This window comes from Arthrobacter sp. SAFR-044 (assembly GCF_059414985.1).
In genome coordinates, this window is sequence record NZ_JBPFDN010000005.1 from 240,687 (window position 1) to 258,287 (window position 17,601).

The 17,601-nt window shown below is 65.2% G+C and carries 13 protein-coding genes and 1 pseudogene; 10 read left to right on the top strand and 4 right to left on the bottom strand.

From position 1 onward, the window contains the following. The first annotated feature begins 138 nt into the window (after positions 1 to 138). The 4 genes and pseudogenes from ACR65J_RS10300 (at position 139) to ACR65J_RS10315 (ending at position 3,638) form a co-directional block, all read left to right on the top strand. A complete protein-coding gene (locus tag ACR65J_RS10300) occupies positions 139 to 813 on the top strand; it encodes a hypothetical protein (RefSeq protein ID WP_440168465.1) in 675 nt (224 codons plus the stop codon). A gap of 18 nt (positions 814 to 831) precedes the next feature. Continuing rightward, the gene (locus tag ACR65J_RS10305) at positions 832 to 1,338 is read left to right on the top strand and encodes an HAD domain-containing protein (protein ID WP_440168343.1); all 507 of its coding nucleotides are present in this window, start codon (positions 832 to 834) and stop codon (positions 1,336 to 1,338) included. 152 nt (positions 1,339 to 1,490) lie between these two features. Beyond that, positions 1,491 to 2,651, top strand: a pseudogene (locus tag ACR65J_RS10310) (inorganic phosphate transporter); the annotation flags it as partial. A gap of 426 nt (positions 2,652 to 3,077) precedes the next feature. Continuing rightward, positions 3,078 to 3,638, top strand: coding sequence for a dihydrofolate reductase family protein (locus ACR65J_RS10315; protein WP_440168345.1), 561 nt, complete (start codon positions 3,078 to 3,080; stop codon positions 3,636 to 3,638). A 9-nt stretch (positions 3,639 to 3,647) separates the two neighbouring features. On the opposite strand, the gene ACR65J_RS10320 is transcribed toward ACR65J_RS10315, so the two are convergent. Continuing rightward, on the bottom strand, positions 3,648 to 4,112 hold the full coding sequence (locus ACR65J_RS10320; protein ID WP_440168347.1) for a hotdog fold thioesterase: 465 nt from the start codon (positions 4,110 to 4,112) through the stop codon (positions 3,648 to 3,650). A gap of 217 nt (positions 4,113 to 4,329) precedes the next feature. Here ACR65J_RS10320 and polA point away from each other — a divergent pair, with 217 nt between their 5' ends. The 3 genes from polA (at position 4,330) to rpsA (ending at position 10,062) form a co-directional block, all read left to right on the top strand. After that, positions 4,330 to 6,972 carry a DNA polymerase I gene (gene polA / locus ACR65J_RS10325; protein WP_440168467.1) on the top strand — a complete coding sequence of 881 codons (2,643 nt, stop codon included), beginning with the start codon at positions 4,330 to 4,332 and terminating at the stop codon, positions 6,970 to 6,972. A gap of 79 nt (positions 6,973 to 7,051) precedes the next feature. Continuing rightward, a complete protein-coding gene (locus tag ACR65J_RS10330; RefSeq protein WP_440168349.1) occupies positions 7,052 to 8,350 on the top strand; it encodes a GNAT family N-acetyltransferase in 1,299 nt (432 codons plus the stop codon). A 236-nt stretch (positions 8,351 to 8,586) separates the two neighbouring features. Next, entirely contained in the window at positions 8,587 to 10,062 is a 1,476-nt protein-coding gene (gene rpsA, locus ACR65J_RS10335; protein WP_142031173.1) for a 30S ribosomal protein S1, read from the top strand. 81 nt (positions 10,063 to 10,143) lie between these two features. Here the strand turns inward: rpsA and ACR65J_RS10340 are convergent, their stop codons facing one another. Further along, positions 10,144 to 10,647 carry a GNAT family N-acetyltransferase gene (locus ACR65J_RS10340; RefSeq protein ID WP_440168352.1) on the bottom strand — a complete coding sequence of 168 codons (504 nt, stop codon included), beginning with the start codon at positions 10,645 to 10,647 and terminating at the stop codon, positions 10,144 to 10,146. Beyond that, a complete protein-coding gene (locus tag ACR65J_RS10345) occupies positions 10,631 to 11,320 on the bottom strand; it encodes an IMPACT family protein (RefSeq protein WP_440168354.1) in 690 nt (229 codons plus the stop codon). The genes ACR65J_RS10340 and ACR65J_RS10345 overlap by 17 nt, the downstream gene beginning before the upstream one ends. A gap of 76 nt (positions 11,321 to 11,396) precedes the next feature. Here ACR65J_RS10345 and coaE point away from each other — a divergent pair, with 76 nt between their 5' ends. Then, a complete protein-coding gene (gene coaE, locus ACR65J_RS10350; protein WP_440168356.1) occupies positions 11,397 to 12,611 on the top strand; it encodes a dephospho-CoA kinase in 1,215 nt (404 codons plus the stop codon). An 80-nt stretch (positions 12,612 to 12,691) separates the two neighbouring features. Then, complete coding sequence (gene uvrB / locus ACR65J_RS10355) at positions 12,692 to 14,806, top strand: excinuclease ABC subunit UvrB (protein ID WP_440168358.1); 2,115 nt, start codon at positions 12,692 to 12,694, stop codon at positions 14,804 to 14,806. A 111-nt stretch (positions 14,807 to 14,917) separates the two neighbouring features. On the opposite strand, the gene ACR65J_RS10360 is transcribed toward uvrB, so the two are convergent. Beyond that, complete coding sequence (locus ACR65J_RS10360; protein WP_440168360.1) at positions 14,918 to 16,237, bottom strand: ABC transporter substrate-binding protein; 1,320 nt, start codon at positions 16,235 to 16,237, stop codon at positions 14,918 to 14,920. A gap of 310 nt (positions 16,238 to 16,547) precedes the next feature. Between ACR65J_RS10360 and ACR65J_RS10365 the strand changes: the two genes are divergently transcribed. Next, positions 16,548 to 17,576: a TerC family protein gene (locus ACR65J_RS10365; protein WP_440168362.1), complete on the top strand. Its 1,029-nt coding sequence runs from the start codon at positions 16,548 to 16,550 to the stop codon at positions 17,574 to 17,576. Positions 17,577 to 17,601: the final 25 nt, after the last annotated feature.

A 17,601-nucleotide genomic window follows, 5' to 3' on the forward strand; every position in this document is an offset into this window, starting at 1 on the left:
GGCGGGGGCCGGCGTCCGGACCGCCTGGCCCCCGCCGGACCTGCCCCACTTCTTGAGGCCGGATCCACTTCTTGAGGACAGGACCCACTTCTTGAGGACAGGGCCCCGGGCTGCGAGGATTAACGGGTGAGGTCCTTCATGGAGTTCCTGTCCGATAAGTGGTGGATGGTGTTTCCACTGATGGCGTTCGCCGGCCGCTGGGCAAGCGGCTGGCGGCGCGCCGGAGAACGACGGTACCGGCACCGGGCTGGACTGGACGGGCCCAATAACCAGGCGGCGGAGCCTGAGAAGGCGTCCGAGGCCGAGGTGCTGGCCCTGATGGCCACCCATGACGCCACCAACCGCCGGTGGCTCGAGTATGAGCTCGACGTGGGCAAGCTCATCGACTTCCCCCTCATGACGGACGTCCGTGAACCCCTCACTGTGGCCTTTCTTCGCGCCAAGCGGGATGCCGACGGCCAGCGCCCAGTGTCCGCCGGGGACCTCCGGTCCGTGTCCGGCCTGGCGGCCTACCGGCAGGCGGTCAACAACTTTGCGGTGGCCCTCGACCTGGCCGAGCGGGAAGCCCGGCGCATCAGGGACAGCAAGTTCAGCGGCCCCGAGCGTGAACGGCTGGCCACGGCCCGCCAACTGCTCATGCTCGCGGAGAACCAGGCCGCAACTCCGGCCGAACGGCAGGCAGCCTACAAGCGGGCCCGGCATGAGCTGGACGGCCTTATCGTCCTCCCGGACGTCACCCTGGCGGCCCTTGAGGGAAAGATCGCCCCGGAACTGGGTACGGGTCCCCGTCCGGCACAGTCCCACCAGGGCTGAAGCTGCCCGGGTTGCCGCATGGGTTGCACGCTTTACCTGGACGTCGACGGCGTGGTCTGCCCGTTCGGCCCCGAAGGAACCACCGGCTGGGGTTCCGCCTGGCAGCAAGCCGACGCGGGACTGTTGCCCGTCGCGTTCGCCGCGGAACTCGTGGCGGGGCTGAACTCCCTGGCCCTGACGCCTGGGGTGCGTTGTGTCTGGCTCACCAGCTGGGAGGAACTGGCGCCCCTGTACCTGTGTCCCGCCGTCGGGCTCAAGGGCAGCGGATGGCCGTACCTGAGCGCGGACGGGGCGGCCGGCGGGACCGGCTGGTGGAAACTCCGGGCCATCCAGGATGACGTCGAAAACACCGGGCCCGACGCTGTTGCCTGGGTGGACGACCAACTGGCGTTCGAGGCGGAAGCGCAGCGGTGGGCACGGTTCCTGGGCAGGCGGATCCTTACCGTCTCGCCCCATCCCCGGCGCGGAATCACGCCCGCCGAACTGGCCAGGATCTATGCCTTCCTGGCCCAACCCGTGTTTTGACCTCATGCGGGGGACGCGTACGATCGATAAGGTTTCCCGCCGGTTCTGCCAACACCGCAAATCATTCCACGCAAACAGCTGGTGAACTATGCTGTCCAAGGCAGCCTGGTAGGAGAAACTGCTGAACGTCGACTCTGCAGATTGGGCAACAGGTGGATATCACCTTCATGGTGGCGCTGGTCATCGGACTGGCACTATTTTTCGACTTCACGAACGGCTTCCACGACACCGCGAACGCCATGGCAACGCCTATCGCAACGGGTGCCATCAAGCCCCGGACAGCGGTGGCCCTGGCGGCCGTCCTGAACCTGGTGGGCGCCTTCCTGTCCACCGAGGTGGCCAAGACAGTGTCCGGCGGCATCATCCGCGAAGGCTCCGGCGGAGTACAGATCACGCCGGAGATCATCTTTGCCGGCTTGATGGGTGCGGTCCTGTGGAACATGGTCACCTGGCTGAAAGGCCTGCCGTCCAGCTCCTCCCACGCCCTCTTTGGCGGCCTGATCGGCGCCGCCGTTGTCGGGGCAGGATTCAGCTCTGTCAACTTCGAGAGCCTGCTCCAGAAGGTCATCCTTCCGGCCGTCTTCGCTCCTGTGATAGCCGGCCTTGCCGCCTACGTCTGCACCCGCCTGGCCTATGCCCTCACGGCCCGCCACGATCCCGAAACAGGGACCAAGCTCACCCAGAAGCGCGGCGGCTTCCGCACCGGCCAGATCTTCACGTCAAGCCTGGTGGCCCTGGCGCACGGAACCAATGACGCCCAGAAGACCATGGGCATCATCACGCTGGTCCTGATTGCTGCGGGCAGCCAGGCGCCCGGTTCCGGTCCCCAACTCTGGGTGATTACCGCCTGCGCCCTGGCCATCGCCATCGGCACCTATGCCGGCGGCTGGCGCATCATCCGCACCATGGGTTCGGGGCTGACCGAGGTGAAGCCTGCCCAGGGCTTCGCGGCCGAGACCAGCACCGCATCAGCCATCCTGGCCTCCTCGCACCTCGGCTTTGCCCTTTCCACCACACAGGTAGCCTCCGGTTCCGTCATTGGCTCCGGAATGGGACGCCGTGGCACCACCGTCCGCTGGAACATGGTGGGCAAGATCGCGCTGGGCTGGCTCTTCACCCTGCCGGCCGCCGGCATCGTCGGTGCCCTGACCGCCCTGCTGGTGAAGACCGGCGTCGTGGGTGTCCTCATTGCCGCCATCGCCGGCAGCGCCGCGGTCCTGTTCATGTTCTTCTACTCACGCAAGTCCTCCGTGAGCCACCAGAACGCCGTCGAGGTCGAGGAAGCCGGCCAGGCCGTCCGGTTCGCCAAGCGAGGAAGCCGGCCAGGCCGTCCGGTTCGCCAAGAAGAAGGCCATGGCCCGCGCCAGGGCCGAAGCAAAAGCCAAAGCGCAGGCCGACGCCAAGGCCAGGAATTCCAAGGAGAATCAGCGATGAAGTGGTTGGAACTCCTGACCGTTGCAGGTACCACCCTCGTATCCGCGGCAATCGTGGTCACCCTCTATTCGCTCGGCGTCCGGTTTACAGCCATTGCCGCCGACGCCCAGCAGACGTCCCCCCGCGTCAAGCGGTCTCTTGCCTACATGTGCTTTGGCCTTTGTGGCCTGGCGGTCCTCCTGGGGCTGTACCTGATCATCCCTTACTTCTCCAAGTAGGCGCCTTTCTGCCGAGGCCTCCGGGCAGCCGGAGTGCCTTGGCCGGGCGGGGTTGGCTGGGTCCGGGCTGCTGGCTAGGCTGGGGCAATGCCGAGCATCCAATACTTTGTCGCCGCGTCCCTGGACGGCTTCATCGCAACGTCCACGGACGACCTCGGCTGGCTGCTGCAGTTCGACGGCTTCGAGGGCGGAGCGGACAGTTACAACGACTTCATCGAACGCGTGGGCTGCATCGTCATGGGCGGGGAGACCTATGCCTGGCTGATGGAGCATGAGCCCGGCGCGTGGCCGTATTCCGGGACGCCCTGCTTCGTCTTCGCGCACCACGAACACCGGGCGCCGGACGGCGCGGACGTCACGTTTGTGCGCGGGGACGTGCGCGAATTCGTCGCAGACTTCCGGCAGGCCGCCCGGGACCGGAACACCTGGGTGGTGGGCGGCGGCAACCTGGCGGCCCAGTTCGCCGACGCCGGCCTGCTGGACGAGATCATCCTCTCCGTCATCCCCGTGGTGCTGGGTGAGGGGAAACGGCTGCTGCCGATGAAGGGGCCGACGCCGCCGCTTGAGTTGACTGCCTCGCGCACCTTGGGGCGGGGGATCGTGGAGTTGCGGTACCTGCTGCATGCCGGAACGGATCCGCAGTCCTGACGCGTTGCCTCAGCCGGCGTTGTCCCGCAGCATGTTGGTGATCCGTGCGGTTGAAAGGCGGCGCCCCTGGGCGTCCGTCATGACAATCTCGTGAGTGGCCAGGGTCCTGCCCAGGTGGATCGCGGTGCAGGTACCCGTCACCAGGCCTTTCCGGATGGACCGGTGGTGCGTGGCGTTGACCTCAATGCCGACGGCGTGGCGCCCCGGGCCTGCATGCATGCCGGCGGCAAACGACCCCAAGGTCTCCGCCAACACCACATGAGCACCGCCATGCAGGATTCCTGCCACCTGCGTATTGCCCTTGACCGGCATGGTGGCGACTGTGCGTTCGGGGCTCATTTCCAGGAAATGGATTCCCATCTTGACCACCAGGGCGCCAACGCCGAATGCGCCCAGCCAGTCATGCATATGGTCGGGAATACCGGCGGCTGCCAGCTCTTCGGCGAAAGCACCCGGCGTGAAATTGTCTGTCATGGCAACTAGGCTGGCACCTGTGAGTGAAACAACCAAACCGGCCCCTTTCCCGTCCCCGGCGCTCGACGAGGGGGCTCCCGTGCAGCCTTCGTCTTCCGCCCGCAGGCCTGCTGCGAAGTCCGCTGCCCCCGCCGCCGGTGGCTCTGTTTCAGCTACTGAAGCGCCGGTCATTCCCATCACCGACCAGCCCCGGCTGCTGGTCCTGGATGGCCATTCCATGGCGTTCCGCGCCTTCTTCGCCCTGCCGGCGGACAAGTTCTCCACTTCCAACGGCCAGCACACCAACGCCATCCACGGCTTCACCTCCATGCTGATCAACCTCATCAAGGAGCAGCAGCCCACCCACATCGCGGTTGCGTTCGACGTCTCTGACGAATCCACCCACCGCAAGACCGAGTACAGCGAGTACAAGGGCGGCAGGAACGAAACCCCCCGCGAGATGAGTGGCCAGATCGACCTCATTGGCCAGGTCATGGAGGCCTGGGGCATCAAGACCATCAAGATGCCCGGGTACGAGGCTGACGACATCCTGGCAACCCTTGCCGCGATGGGTGAAAAGGCAGGGTTCGAGGTCCTGCTCGTCTCCGGTGACCGGGATGCCTTCCAGCTCATCACCGACAACGTCTTCGTGCTGTATCCGCGCAAGGGCGTCAGCGACATCCCGCGGATGGATGCCGCCGCCATCGAAGCGAAGTACTTCGTCAGCCCCTCCCGTTACTCCGACCTCGCCGCGCTGGTGGGGGAGACGGCTGACAACCTGCCTGGCGTGCCCGGCGTCGGACCCAAGACGGCGGCCAAGTGGATCAACCAGTACGGCGGCCTCGAAGGCGTCCTGGAACACCTTGATTCCATCGGCGGCAAGGTGGGCGATGCCCTCCGGGAGAACGTTGACGCCGTTAAGCGCAACCGCCGGCTGAACCAGCTCCACACCGACCTCGCGCTACCCGTCACCCTGGATGACCTGTACCAGCCGCGCCCGGACCAGGCAGCCATCGAGGACCTCTTCGACCAGCTCGAGTTCAAGGCCATCCGGGGCCGCTTGTTCGCACTCTACGGCGACGCAGACACCCCGGCCGCTGAACGGGAAAGCATCGAAACCCCGGACTACACCAGCCCCGCCGGCGCCGCCGAACTGGCCGCCTTCCTGGCTGCCGGCGCCGGGCAGCGGTCCGCCCTCGCCGTCGACCTCGTCCCGGGCCGGATCGGCGAGGATGCCGCCGCGCTGGCCATCGTCCGGGGCGACGCCGCAGTCTACGTCGAGCTTGGTGGCCAGGACGCGGAGACCGAAAACGTGCTGGCCGCATGGCTGCGCGATCCTGAATCACCCAAGGTGATGCACGGCTTCAAGGCCGCGCTCAAGGCGCTGACGGCCCGCGGCCTGGAGCTGGAGGGCGTGGTGGACGACACCTCCATCTCGGGCTACCTCATCCAGCCGGACCGCCGCACCTACGAACTCGCCGAGCTCGCCCAGCACCACCTCAACGTGGGCATCCCGGCCGCCACGGCCAAGGCGGGGCAGCTGGAGCTGTCCTTCGACGGCGACGACACTGCAGCCGCCGACGCCCTGGTCCAGGCCGGCGCCGTTGTCCTGGCACTGAGCCGCTACTTCGAGGACGAGCTCAAGGACCGCCGGGCCGAAGAACTGCTGTCCACCCTTGAGCTGCCGGTCAGCCGCGTCCTGGCGGACATGGAACTGGCGGGCATTGCAATCGATATGGACAAGATGGATGACCAGCTTGCCGACCTTGCCCGGGTCATCGACCAGGCGCAGGAACAGGCATTCGCCGCGATCGGCCACGAGGTCAACCTTGGCTCGCCCAAGCAGCTGCAGGCCGTCCTGTTCGACGAACTGCAGCTCCCCAAAACAAAGAAGATCAAGTCGGGCTACACCACGGACGCCGCGTCCCTGAAGAACCTGCTGGAGAAGACCGGGCACGAGTTCCTGGTGCAGCTCATGGCGCACCGGGAGGCCGCCAAGCTGCGCCAGATGATCGAGTCGCTGAAGAAGTCCGTGGCCGACGACGGACGCATCCACACCACGTACGCCCAGAACGTCGCGGCCACCGGCCGGATCTCGTCGAACAACCCCAATCTGCAGAACATCCCCATCCGCAGCGAGGAAGGCCGGCGCGTCCGCGGCATCTTCGTGGTCAGCGACGGGTACGAGTGCCTGCTGTCCGCGGACTACTCCCAGATCGAGATGCGCATCATGGCGCACCTCTCCGGCGACGCCGGCCTGATCCAGGCGTACAAGGACGGCGAGGACCTGCACCGGTTCGTCGGCTCCAACATCTTCCACGTCCCCACGGACCAGGTCACCAGCGCCATGCGGTCAAAGGTCAAGGCCATGTCCTACGGCCTCGCCTACGGCCTGACCTCCTTTGGCCTGTCCAAGCAGCTCGAGATTTCCGTCGACGAAGCCCGCACCCTCATGAAGGACTACTTCGACCGCTTCGGCGCCGTCCGCGACTACCTTCGCGGAGTGGTGGACCAGGCCAGGGTGGATGGCTACACCGCCACCATCGAGGGCCGCCGCCGCTACCTGCCGGACCTCACCAGCACCGACCGGCAGCTGCGCGAGAACGCCGAGCGCATTGCGCTCAACAGCCCCATCCAGGGCTCAGCCGCGGACATCATCAAGCGCGCCATGCTGGGCGTCCACGCTGAGTTGCAGGGGCAGGGCCTGAAATCCCGGATGCTGCTCCAGGTCCATGACGAACTGGTCCTCGAGGTCGCCGCGGGCGAACGCGCCGCCGTCGAGAAGCTCGTCACCGAACAAATGGCCGCCGCTGCCGACCTCAGCGTGCCGCTGGAAGTCCAGATCGGCGTCGGGCCCAGCTGGTACGACGCCGGCCACTAGGACCGGGCGGGCACTGAAGCGGCGCAACGGGGAATGTTTGCGCTGGTCAGGCGCCGGATTCATAACTAGGCTCGGGTGAATGGGCGATCTGAGCGGAAACTATGAGATCCGGCGCTTCCCTGCCGTGACTAAAGGCAGTGCCGGCTACGCGGAAGCAGAGGCCTGGGCCAGGGCGGTTGCCTTCGGCTTCCATGACTCCACCCGCACCCCGGAACATGTGGCGCGCTCCATGGCCACGTACCAGGCGGACGGCAGGATCTTCACCGGCGCCTACCAGTCAGGCACGGTAGCGCAGTCCTCGCTGCCGGCCGAGGTGCCCGTTGCCACCTTCGGGACGTTCCGGAAAACCCTCAACGTCGGCTTTGGCCGGATGCTCGAAACCCAGATGGTCACCGCTGTTACCGTCCGCACCTCGCACCGGCGGCGCGGCCTGCTCCGCCGCATGATGGGCGAGGACCTGCAGGCAGCCAAGGAGGACGGCATCGCCGTTGCCGCCCTTACCGCCTCCGAGGGAAGCATTTACGGGCGTTTCGGGTATGGCGTTGCCAGCATGGAGCGGTCTGTCAAGGTGGACACCACCGCCCGGTTCGAACTGCGCCACCAGGCCGCGGGGAGCGTGGAAGTGGCGGATCCCAAAGTCCTGCTCGAGGTTGCCCCGAAGGTCTTCGACCGCGTTCACCGCCACACCCCTGGCTCCCTGGGGCGCCAGCACTGGTACTGGCAGCTCGCGTCGGGGTCGCTCAGCCGGGAGGGCAAGGAGGACCCGGCCATCAAAGCCGCGCTGCATTATGGTCCGGACGGCGCCATCGACGGCTACGTCTCCTACAAGTTCCTCGGCTGGGAGGCCGAGCCGGTCACCGTGGAGGTGGTGGATCTCGTGGCCGCCACCGACCACGCCTACCTTGAACTCTGGCAGTACCTGGCCGCCATCGACCTCGTGGACCGCGTCTCCTGGAACGAGGCCCCGGTGGACGATCCCCTGGCGTGGGCCCTTGCGGATCCGCGCTGCATCGAAGCGTCAGACAGCAGAGACATGCTCTGGCTCCGGATCCTCGACGTCCGGAAGGCCCTGGAGGCCCGGCACTTCCCCTCGGACGGAAGGCTTGTCCTGGAGGTGGGGGACCCGCTGGGCCTCACCGCAGGAACCTTTGCGCTGGAAGTCAAAGGCGGCCAGGCCGCCGTCGAACGCCTCGGCCCGGGGGAGGAACCGGACCTGGCCATGGATGTCTCGGCGTTGTCCTCCATGTACCTTGGTGGCGTCTGCCCGGTAATCCTTGCGGCTGCGGGAAGGATTTCCGAACACACCAAAGGTGCCGCATTCAGGGCCGGACAGATGTTCGCTGTTGAACGGGCAACGCACTGCCTGACCCACTTCTGAAACCGCACGCCTCCTGCGCCGCCGCTTTGACCCCTGTTGCCGGCAACGACTAGAATAAACGGGCGTGTACCACGTGCACGCGCTTGCGGTCCCCTAAAGACTGCATTGAAAGCAATCCACAAATCAGGATGACCCGGAGAATCCGTCGGATTCTCCGCGAATCGCGCCTGCGTTCCATGACGCGGGCGCGCCGGTTTGCCTGACCGACTAACTATCCACAACGGAGCCCCTACTACATGACCATCACCTCCACCGAGAAGCCCGGTACCCCCGTAGTCGCCATTAACGACATCGGTACCGCTGAGGACTTCCTCGCAGCTGTCGACGCCACCATCAAGTACTTCAACGACGGAGATCTCGTCGAAGGTACCGTCGTCAAGGTCGACCGCGATGAAGTCCTGCTCGACATCGGTTACAAGACCGAAGGTGTCATCCCCTCCCGCGAGCTGTCCATCAAGCACGACGTTGATCCCGGGGACGTTGTCTCCGTCGGCGATCAGGTCGAAGCCCTGGTGCTCACCAAGGAAGACAAAGAAGGCCGTCTGATCCTCTCCAAGAAGCGTGCTCAGTACGAGCGTGCCTGGGGCGACATCGAGAAGGTCAAGGAAGAAGACGGTGTCGTCACCGGTACCGTCATCGAGGTTGTCAAGGGTGGTCTTATCCTCGACATCGGCCTGCGCGGCTTCCTGCCCGCATCCCTCGTCGAGATGCGCCGTGTGCGCGACCTTGCTCCGTACATCGGCCAGCAGATCGAAGCCAAGATCATCGAGCTGGACAAGAACCGCAACAACGTGGTCCTGTCCCGCCGTGCATGGCTCGAGCAGACCCAGTCCGAGGTCCGCTCCACGTTCCTCAACAAGCTGGAAAAGGGCCAGGTCCGTCCCGGCGTCGTTTCCTCCATCGTCAACTTCGGTGCCTTCGTGGACCTGGGCGGCGTAGACGGCCTGGTTCACGTTTCCGAGCTGTCCTGGAAGCACATCGACCACCCGTCCGAGGTTGTCGAAGTTGGCCAGGAAGTCACCGTCGAGGTTCTCGAGGTCGACCTGGACCGCGAGCGCGTCTCCCTGTCGCTCAAGGCTACGCAGGAAGATCCGTGGCAGACCTTCGCCCGCACCCACGCCCTCGGCCAGGTTGTTCCGGGTAAGGTCACCAAGCTGGTTCCGTTCGGTGCGTTCGTCCGCGTCGAAGACGGCATCGAAGGCCTGGTCCACATCTCCGAGCTCGCCGTGCGCCACGTTGAGCTGGCTGAGCAGGTTGTCTCCGTTGGCGACGAACTGTTCGTCAAGGTCATCGACATCGACCTCGAGCGCCGCCGCATCTCGCTGTCCCTCAAGCAGGCCAACGAGGGCGTCGACGCCGACAGCACCGAATTCGATCCCGCTCTGTACGGCATGGCCGCAGAGTACGACGAAGAGGGCAACTACAAGTACCCCGAGGGCTTCGACCCCGAGTCCAACGAATGGCTCGAGGGCTACGAGAACCAGCGCGCAGCCTGGGAGCAGCAGTACGCTGACGCCCAGACCCGTTGGGAAGCACACAAGAAGCAGGTTGCCCAGCACGCTGCCGACGACGCTGCAGCTGCAACGTCCGGTGACAGCGACTCCGGCACCACCAGCTACTCTTCCGAGCCTGCTGCCACCGACACCGGTGCCGGCACCCTGGCTTCGGACGAGGCACTTGCTGCCCTGCGTGAGAAGCTGACCGGCAACTAATTGCCACCGGCCTGGACTTCCCGGGCTGACACAGTGGGCCCCCGCGAAAGCGGGGGCCCGTTGTGCTTTAACCCGTTGTGATTAAAGGTCGACGACGGCGAGGACCGTCCCGTCGTCGTCGTGCGTCAGTGCCGCGCCGGCTGCGGCGAGCAGCCGCTGGGCGCTGAGGTTCCCGGACAGGGTACGCGCGGTGACGCGCGTCAGGCCCGCCCGGCGGGCCTCCGCCAGGACGAGGTCCAGGGCGCCACCGCCGATCCCCTGGGAACGGAAGCTCCGGCCAAGCCAGATGCCGGTCTCGGCCGACTCCCGGCCGTCGCCGGATCCGACACGCTTCAGCCGGATGGATCCGGCAAGGGCGCCATCGGCAAGGATTCCCCAGGACTTCTCGCCGGCCGCCCCCTCAAGGCCTTCCGCGGCGGCGCGGTGGTAGCCGTAAAACCAGGCCGTGCGTTCAAGGTTCCAGCCGGGCCCGCCGAGCGGGGGAGCAACCTCATCCGGGGACGCATCCCGCTTGGCGAGGTCCAGGAGCTGGTCCATCACTTCTTCGTCCACGTCCACCAGGGACACCTCAGGCAAGCGGGACATCCACCCACTCCGTTCCCTCCGCGGTCAGGGCGGCACTCCCGGCTGTGAGCAGCTGCACGCGTTCGGCGGCTGCCTCAAGGGAGGCAGCCTCATCCGGTACGGCCACCCGCAGGACGGTGTGCCGGGCGGTGTAGCTTGTTTCTGCCATCACGAATCCTGCGGACCGCAGGTCGTTCTCCAGCCGGCCGGCAGCAGCATGCGGCACTTCGGCGGCACAGATGCGCAGCCTGCTCCGGCGCACCATCGGCGCCAGGGACAGGGCGGTGGAGACCGATTCCGAGTAGGCGCGCACCAATCCGCCGGCCCCCAGCAGGACACCGCCGAAATACCGCACGACGACGGCACTGACGTCGCTGAGATCGGCCACCCCGGGTGCCGTTTCCCTCTTGGCAAGCGCCTCGAGCATGGGGATGCCTGCTGTTCCGGACGGTTCGCCGTCGTCATTGGAACGCTGGATGTCCCGGTCCGGACCGATGATGAAGGCGGAGCAGTGGTGCCGTGCATCGTGGAATTCGCGGCGCAGGCCGGCCACCAGGTCACGGGCGGCTTCTTCGGTTTCGACGCGGCGCAGGACGGTAATGAACCTCGAGCGCCTGATCTCGATCTCGTGGCGGAAATCAGGCCCGGCTGCCAGCGTGGTGTAGGAGGTGGCCCGGCTCTCTTGCTCTTGCATCCGGCCCAGTCTAACGCCGCCATGGGGCGTGGCCCGGCGCGTTCAGAAGGCCCGGCCGGTTCAGTAGGGTGGGGGTGTGCTGAAAATCGGGTTGACAGGCGGGATCGCCTCGGGGAAGTCGGTGGTGGCCGCGCTCCTGAAGGAACGCGGCGCCGTGCTGGTAGACGCGGACGCGCTGGCCCGGGAAGTTGTGGAACCCGGGACCGAAGGGCTGCAGCGCATCGCGGAGGAGTTCGGGGCAGGAATGCTCGACGACGGCGGGCGGCTTGACCGCGCCCGGCTCGGCGCGGCGGTCTTCGGCAATCCAGAGCGCCTCGCCGCATTGAACGGCATCGTCCATCCGCTGGTGCGCGCCCGCGCCGCAGCCATGACGGCCGCGGCGCCCGGTGACGCCGTGGTGGTCCAGGACATTCCCCTCCTGGTGGAGACCGGCCAGGGGTCCGCTTTCCACTTGGTGGTGGTGGTGGATGCGCCGGACGACGTGCGGTTGCAGCGCATGGTGGAACTTCGCGGCATGACCGCTGACGCCGCGCGGGCGCGAATTGCTGCGCAGGCGTCGCGGAGCGACCGGCTGGCCGCGGCCGACGTCGTCCTGGACAACTCGGGCAGCGTACAGAACCTGCTGGACCAGGTGGACAGGCTGTGGGACGCCCGCCTGGTGCCATACGCCGGCAACATTGCGGCCGGGGAACGCGCAAAACGGAACGGGGGACCGGTGCTGGAACCACACCGCGACGAGTGGGCGCAGCAGGCGGCCAGGATTGCGGCCCGGCTGGTGGCGGCCGCACCCGACCTCATCCTGGCCGTGGACCACATTGGCTCCACATCTGTTCCCGGCCTGCCGGCGAAGGACGTCATTGACCTGCAGGTGACGGTGCCGGACCTTGAGGTTGCGGCCACAATTGCACCTCTCCTGGCCGCAGCAGGCTTTCCGGCGGTACGGGACGTCGAATCGGATACTCCAAAGCCCAATGCTCCGGACCCGGCCGCATGGTTGAAGCGCTTCCACGCCAACGCGGACCCGTGCCGCGCCGTGAACGTGCATGTCCGGGCGGCTGGATCGGCGGGTTGGCGGTATGCGCTCATGTTCCGCGACTGGCTGCGTAACGATCCCTCCGCGCTCCGGCTGTACGCAGCGCACAAGGCGGGCCTCGCCGCCCGGCACGCCGATTCGGGCACCACCAGCTTCTACGCGGAGGCGAAGGAACCGTGGTTCACGGACGTCGCATGGCCCCAGATGGCCGCGTGGGCTGAGGCAACCGGGTGGGAACCGCCGTCGTACGCTTCCTGACACCGGCCCGGGCACCGGCCGATGTTCGCCGGTAACGGAAGGGGCCGTCCAGTGTCGGTGCCCGGCTGTAAATTAGATCCATGAGCCTTGCGCAGGAAGTCAACCGTGTTGTAGCGCCCTTCGAAGTCATCAGCGAATTCAAGCCCGCGGGGGACCAGCCCGCCGCCATTGCGGAGCTGACCGAGCGCATCAACAACGGTGAAAAGGACGTGGTGCTCCTCGGTGCCACCGGTACCGGTAAGAGCGCCACCACCGCATGGCTCATCGAACAGGTGCAGCGCCCCACCCTGGTGATGGTGCAGAACAAGACCCTCGCCGCCCAGCTCGCCAACGAGTTCCGCGAACTGCTGCCCAACAACGCGGTGGAGTACTTCGTTTCCTACTACGACTACTACCAGCCCGAAGCATACGTGGCGCAGACGGACACCTTCATCGAGAAGGATTCCTCCATCAACGAGGAAGTGGAACGGCTCCGCCACTCCGCCACCAACGCGCTGCTGACGCGCCGCGATGTGATCGTGGTGGCCACCGTGTCCTGCATCTACGGCCTGGGTACGCCCGAAGAATACATCGCCGGGATGGTCACGCTGCGGAAGGGGGCGGAGATGAACCGGGACGACCTCCTGCGCAAGTTCGTTTCCATGCAGTATGCGCGCAATGACATGGACTTCCACCGCGGAACGTTCCGGGTCCGGGGCGACACCGTGGAGATCATCCCGATGTACGAGGAACTGGCCATCCGGATCGAATTCTTCGGCGATGAGATCGAGAACATCCACACGCTTCACCCACTGACCGGTGAGGTAATCCGGGATGAAGAGGAAATGTATGTTTTCCCGGCTTCACACTACGTGGCCGGCCCCGAACGTATGGCAAGGGCCATCAAGCGGATCGAGGACGAGCTCGCCGACCGGCTTAAGGTGCTGGAAAGCCAGAACAAACTGGTGGAAGCACAGCGGCTGCGGATGCGGACCACCTATGACCTCGAAATGATGCAGCAGATGGGCTTCTGCAACGGCATCGAGAACTACTCTTCGCATATTGATGGCCGTGCACCCGGAACAGCGCCGCACTGCCTCCTGGACTATTTCCCCGACGACTTCCTGCTGGTGGTGGATGAATCCCACGTGACCATCCCGCAGATCGGCGCCATGTATGAAGGTGACATGTCCCGGAAGCGGAACCTGGTGGACTTCGGTTTCCGACTCCCCTCGGCGATGGACAACAGGCCGCTGAAATGGGACGAATTCCTCCAACGCATCGGCCAGACCGTCTACCTGTCCGCCACGCCGGGCAAGTATGAACTCGGCAAGGCCGACGGATTCGTGCAGCAGATCATCCGTCCCACCGGCCTCATCGATCCCGAGGTGGTGGTCAAACCCACCAAGGGCCAGATCGATGACCTGCTGGGGGAAATCAAGACCCGTACAGCGAAGGACGAGCGCGTCCTGGTCACCACCCTGACCAAGAGGATGGCGGAGGACCTCACCGACTACCTGATGGGCCACGGCATCAAGGTGGAGTACCTGCACTCGGATGTTGACACCCTGCGGCGCGTCGAGCTCCTCCGCGAACTTCGGATGGGCAAGTTCGACGTCCTGGTTGGCATCAACCTGCTCCGTGAGGGCCTGGACCTGCCCGAAGTGTCCCTTGTCAGCATCCTTGACGCAGACAAGGAAGGCTTCCTGCGGTCCTCCACCTCATTGATCCAGACCATCGGACGTGCCGCCCGCAACGTCTCCGGCCAGGTGCACATGTATGCGGACCGGATCACCGACTCCATGGCGCACGCCATTGACGAAACCAACCGGCGCCGGGCCATCCAGGTGGCGTACAACACCGAGCACGGCGTTGACCCGCAGCCGCTGCGGAAAAAGATCGCCGACATCACCGACCAACTGGCCAAGGAAGACGCCGATACGGATGCACTGCTGGGCAGCTTCGACTACGGCAAGGGCAAGCGAGGCATCACGGGGGCAAACAAAGCCGGGGCTAAGAAGGGCGCGGCGAAGGTCCGTACCGATGGCCTGGCGGCCGCGCCGGCCGAGGACCTGGTGGGCCTGATCCAGCAACTTACGGAACAAATGCATGGAGCCGCGGCTGAACTGCAGTTCGAGGTGGCGGCAAGGATCCGCGATGAGGTCAGCGAACTGAAGAAGGAGCTGCGCCAGATGCAGGCGGCAGGCCACGCCTAGCACGGAGGTCCGGGCACCCTGTGCCGGCAGCGCGCTGGCCTGGGAGCCAGGAACGGCGGACACCCTGCTGGTGGGGTGTCCGCCGTTCTTGTTGGCGATGTGCTTCCTGACTTACTTCCTGGCCGAGTCGATCATGGCCTTTGCTTCCTGCATCAGGCCGTTGGCAGCGTCGGCGGGGGACTTGCGGTCGAAGAGGACGTCGGTGCTGTAGCGCTGGATCAACGCCTGGACCCCGGAAGAACCGGTGGGAGGGACAGGAGGGCCGCTCCTGAGATCCGGCTTGATGTCCTTCAGGAATGCCGCAGCGGCCTTATCCGCTGGCGTCAGCTGTGGATCGATGGCCGCCTGGACATCCGTGTTCGTGGGAAAGCCGCGCTCGGTCAGGATCGTTTTCGCCGAATCCAGGTTGTTGAGCATGTAGTTGACAACTTCTGAAGCCTCCTTAGGGTGCTTGCTCCTCGAGGAAACGGACCAGAACATTGAGGGCTTGTAGGACATGCCGTTCTCTTTGGCGCTGCCGGCGGAGCTGGGGGCGCGGAGGATCTTCACGTCGGTCTTCAGTGCAGACTGAAGGGCGTTGACCTGGTTCGTCCACCACCAGGACATTGCCGTCTTGCCGGTGGCGAACAGGGTCTGTTCCACGGGCGCACTGATGTCCTCCGTGGCGATGTTGGCCGGAGGGGCAGCTCCCTTGTTGCGCAGGTTCAGCACGTTCTGGAAGAAGGACGTGGCCGTGGCCTCCTTGAAGCCAAGTCCGCCATCGGCCGAGTAAAGCGACTCGCCGTGCTGCATGGCCCAGGTGTTCAGGTCGGAGTCCGTCAGCGAGTATGAACTGCCGTAGTTGGTCTGGCCCGCCTTGGTTGCCGCAGCGGCCACAGCGGAGGCAGTCTTTGCGTAGTCATCCCAGGTCCAGGTCTTGTCGTCCGGGACGGGCACCCCGTAATCCTGGAACATTTTGGTGTTGATCATCACGGCCTTGGCGTTCTGCCCGGTGCTCAGGCCGTACTGCTTGCCGCCCACCTGCCCGGACTTCAAAGCATCCTGGTCGATCTTCGACGTGTCGATGTTGCTTTGCCTGGACAGGTCCAGGAGTGCACCCCGGCCGCCGTACTCAGCGATGTAGGCCTGGTCCATCTGGATCACGTCCGGAGAGTCGTTCGCGGCCGTGGTGGTGGCCAGTTTGTCCCAGTAACTGCTCCACACGCCGGGTTCAGCCTGGATCTTGATGTTGGGATGCGAGGCTTGGAAGGCGTCGATCACTTGCTGCGTCTGTTTGTTCCGCAGGTCGTTGCCCCACCAGGTGAAGCGGACCGTGACGTTTCCGCCGCTGTCGGTCGACGATGCGGGAGTACAGCCAGCGGCGAGCATGGCGACCGTGGCGGCCGCGGCGAGCGTTTTGAGCACGATGCCGGAGCAAAGGGAAGTCTTCATTGACCCTGACTTTCTGAAAGTGACCCAGGTTGGACGAGAAACCGCTTTCTCGCTGCGAGCGATTATTGCAAGGGCCAACGCCGAGCGTCAATGGAAATCGGAAAACGTTATCCCGCGGGCGCGGAAGCGGTCCCCCGGCTGCCTGGGGTAGAGTTATAGGCACGTAGGGGAGTATCCCAAGCGCTACGATCGTCAACACGCAGGGCACAGTTGCCCCGCCGGGCGTAGCGGGCCGCCACATCAGCACCAAGTGCACAGGCAGGCCGGAGAGACTTACACCATTTTTGTGTACCCTGCGAAAGGCCGCCCTGTGCTCGATTTGCCCGTATGGTTCGAGGTTGGCTCATTTGCCGTCCTCGGCCTGATTCTCCTGATCGATCTCCTCCTGGTGGTGCGGCGCCCGCACGAGCCGTCCATGAAGGAAGCCGGTCTGTGGGTGGCTTTCTACGTCACCCTTGCCCTGGCCTTCGCCGGCGCTATGTTTGCCTTCACCGGGCCGGAATTCGGCAGCCAGTTTGTCGCGGGCTGGGTGACTGAGTACAGCCTCAGCATAGACAACCTCTTCGTCTTCATCATCATCATGGCCAGGTTCTCCGTGCCCCGGAAATACCAGCAGGAAGTGTTGATGGTGGGCATCATCATCGCGCTCATCCTGCGGGGCATCTTCATCATGCTGGGCGCAATCGTCATCGAACAGTTCAGCTGGGTGTTCTACATCTTCGGCGCGTTCCTGCTGTGGACGGCCTGGAAGCAGGCCCAGGACGAGGGCGAAGAGGAAGAAGACCGCGAGAACCCGCTGATTGCGAAGATCCGCAAGGTCATCCCGATGTCTGAGAAGTTCGACGGCGGCAAGTTGCGCACCGTGGTCAACGGCAAGAAGGTCTTCACCCCCATGGTGATCGTCTTCGTTACCATCGGGCTCACGGACCTGTTGTTTGCAGTGGACTCCATCCCCGCGATCTTCGGCCTGACCCAGAGTCCTTTCATTGTCTTCACCGCCAACCTGTTCGCGCTGATGGGCCTGCGCCAGCTGTACTTCCTGCTGGGTGGCCTGATGAACCGGCTGATCTACCTGAAGCACGCGCTGTCCTTCATTCTGGCGTTCATCGGCGTCAAGCTTGTCCTGCACGCCATGCACGTCAACGAACTGCCCTTCATCAACGGCGGACACCACATCGAGTGGGCCCCCGAAATCCCCACCTTCGTGTCGCTCGCCGTGATTGTGGGCACCATCATCGTGGCCGTCGTCGCCAGCCTGCTCAGCTCCAAGGCCCAGGCTGCCAAGGTGGATCCGCGCCTCGAGGAAGACGCCCGGAAGAGCCACAGCGACGCCGAGTAAGCGCGCTCCGGCGCGTTCCAGTCCA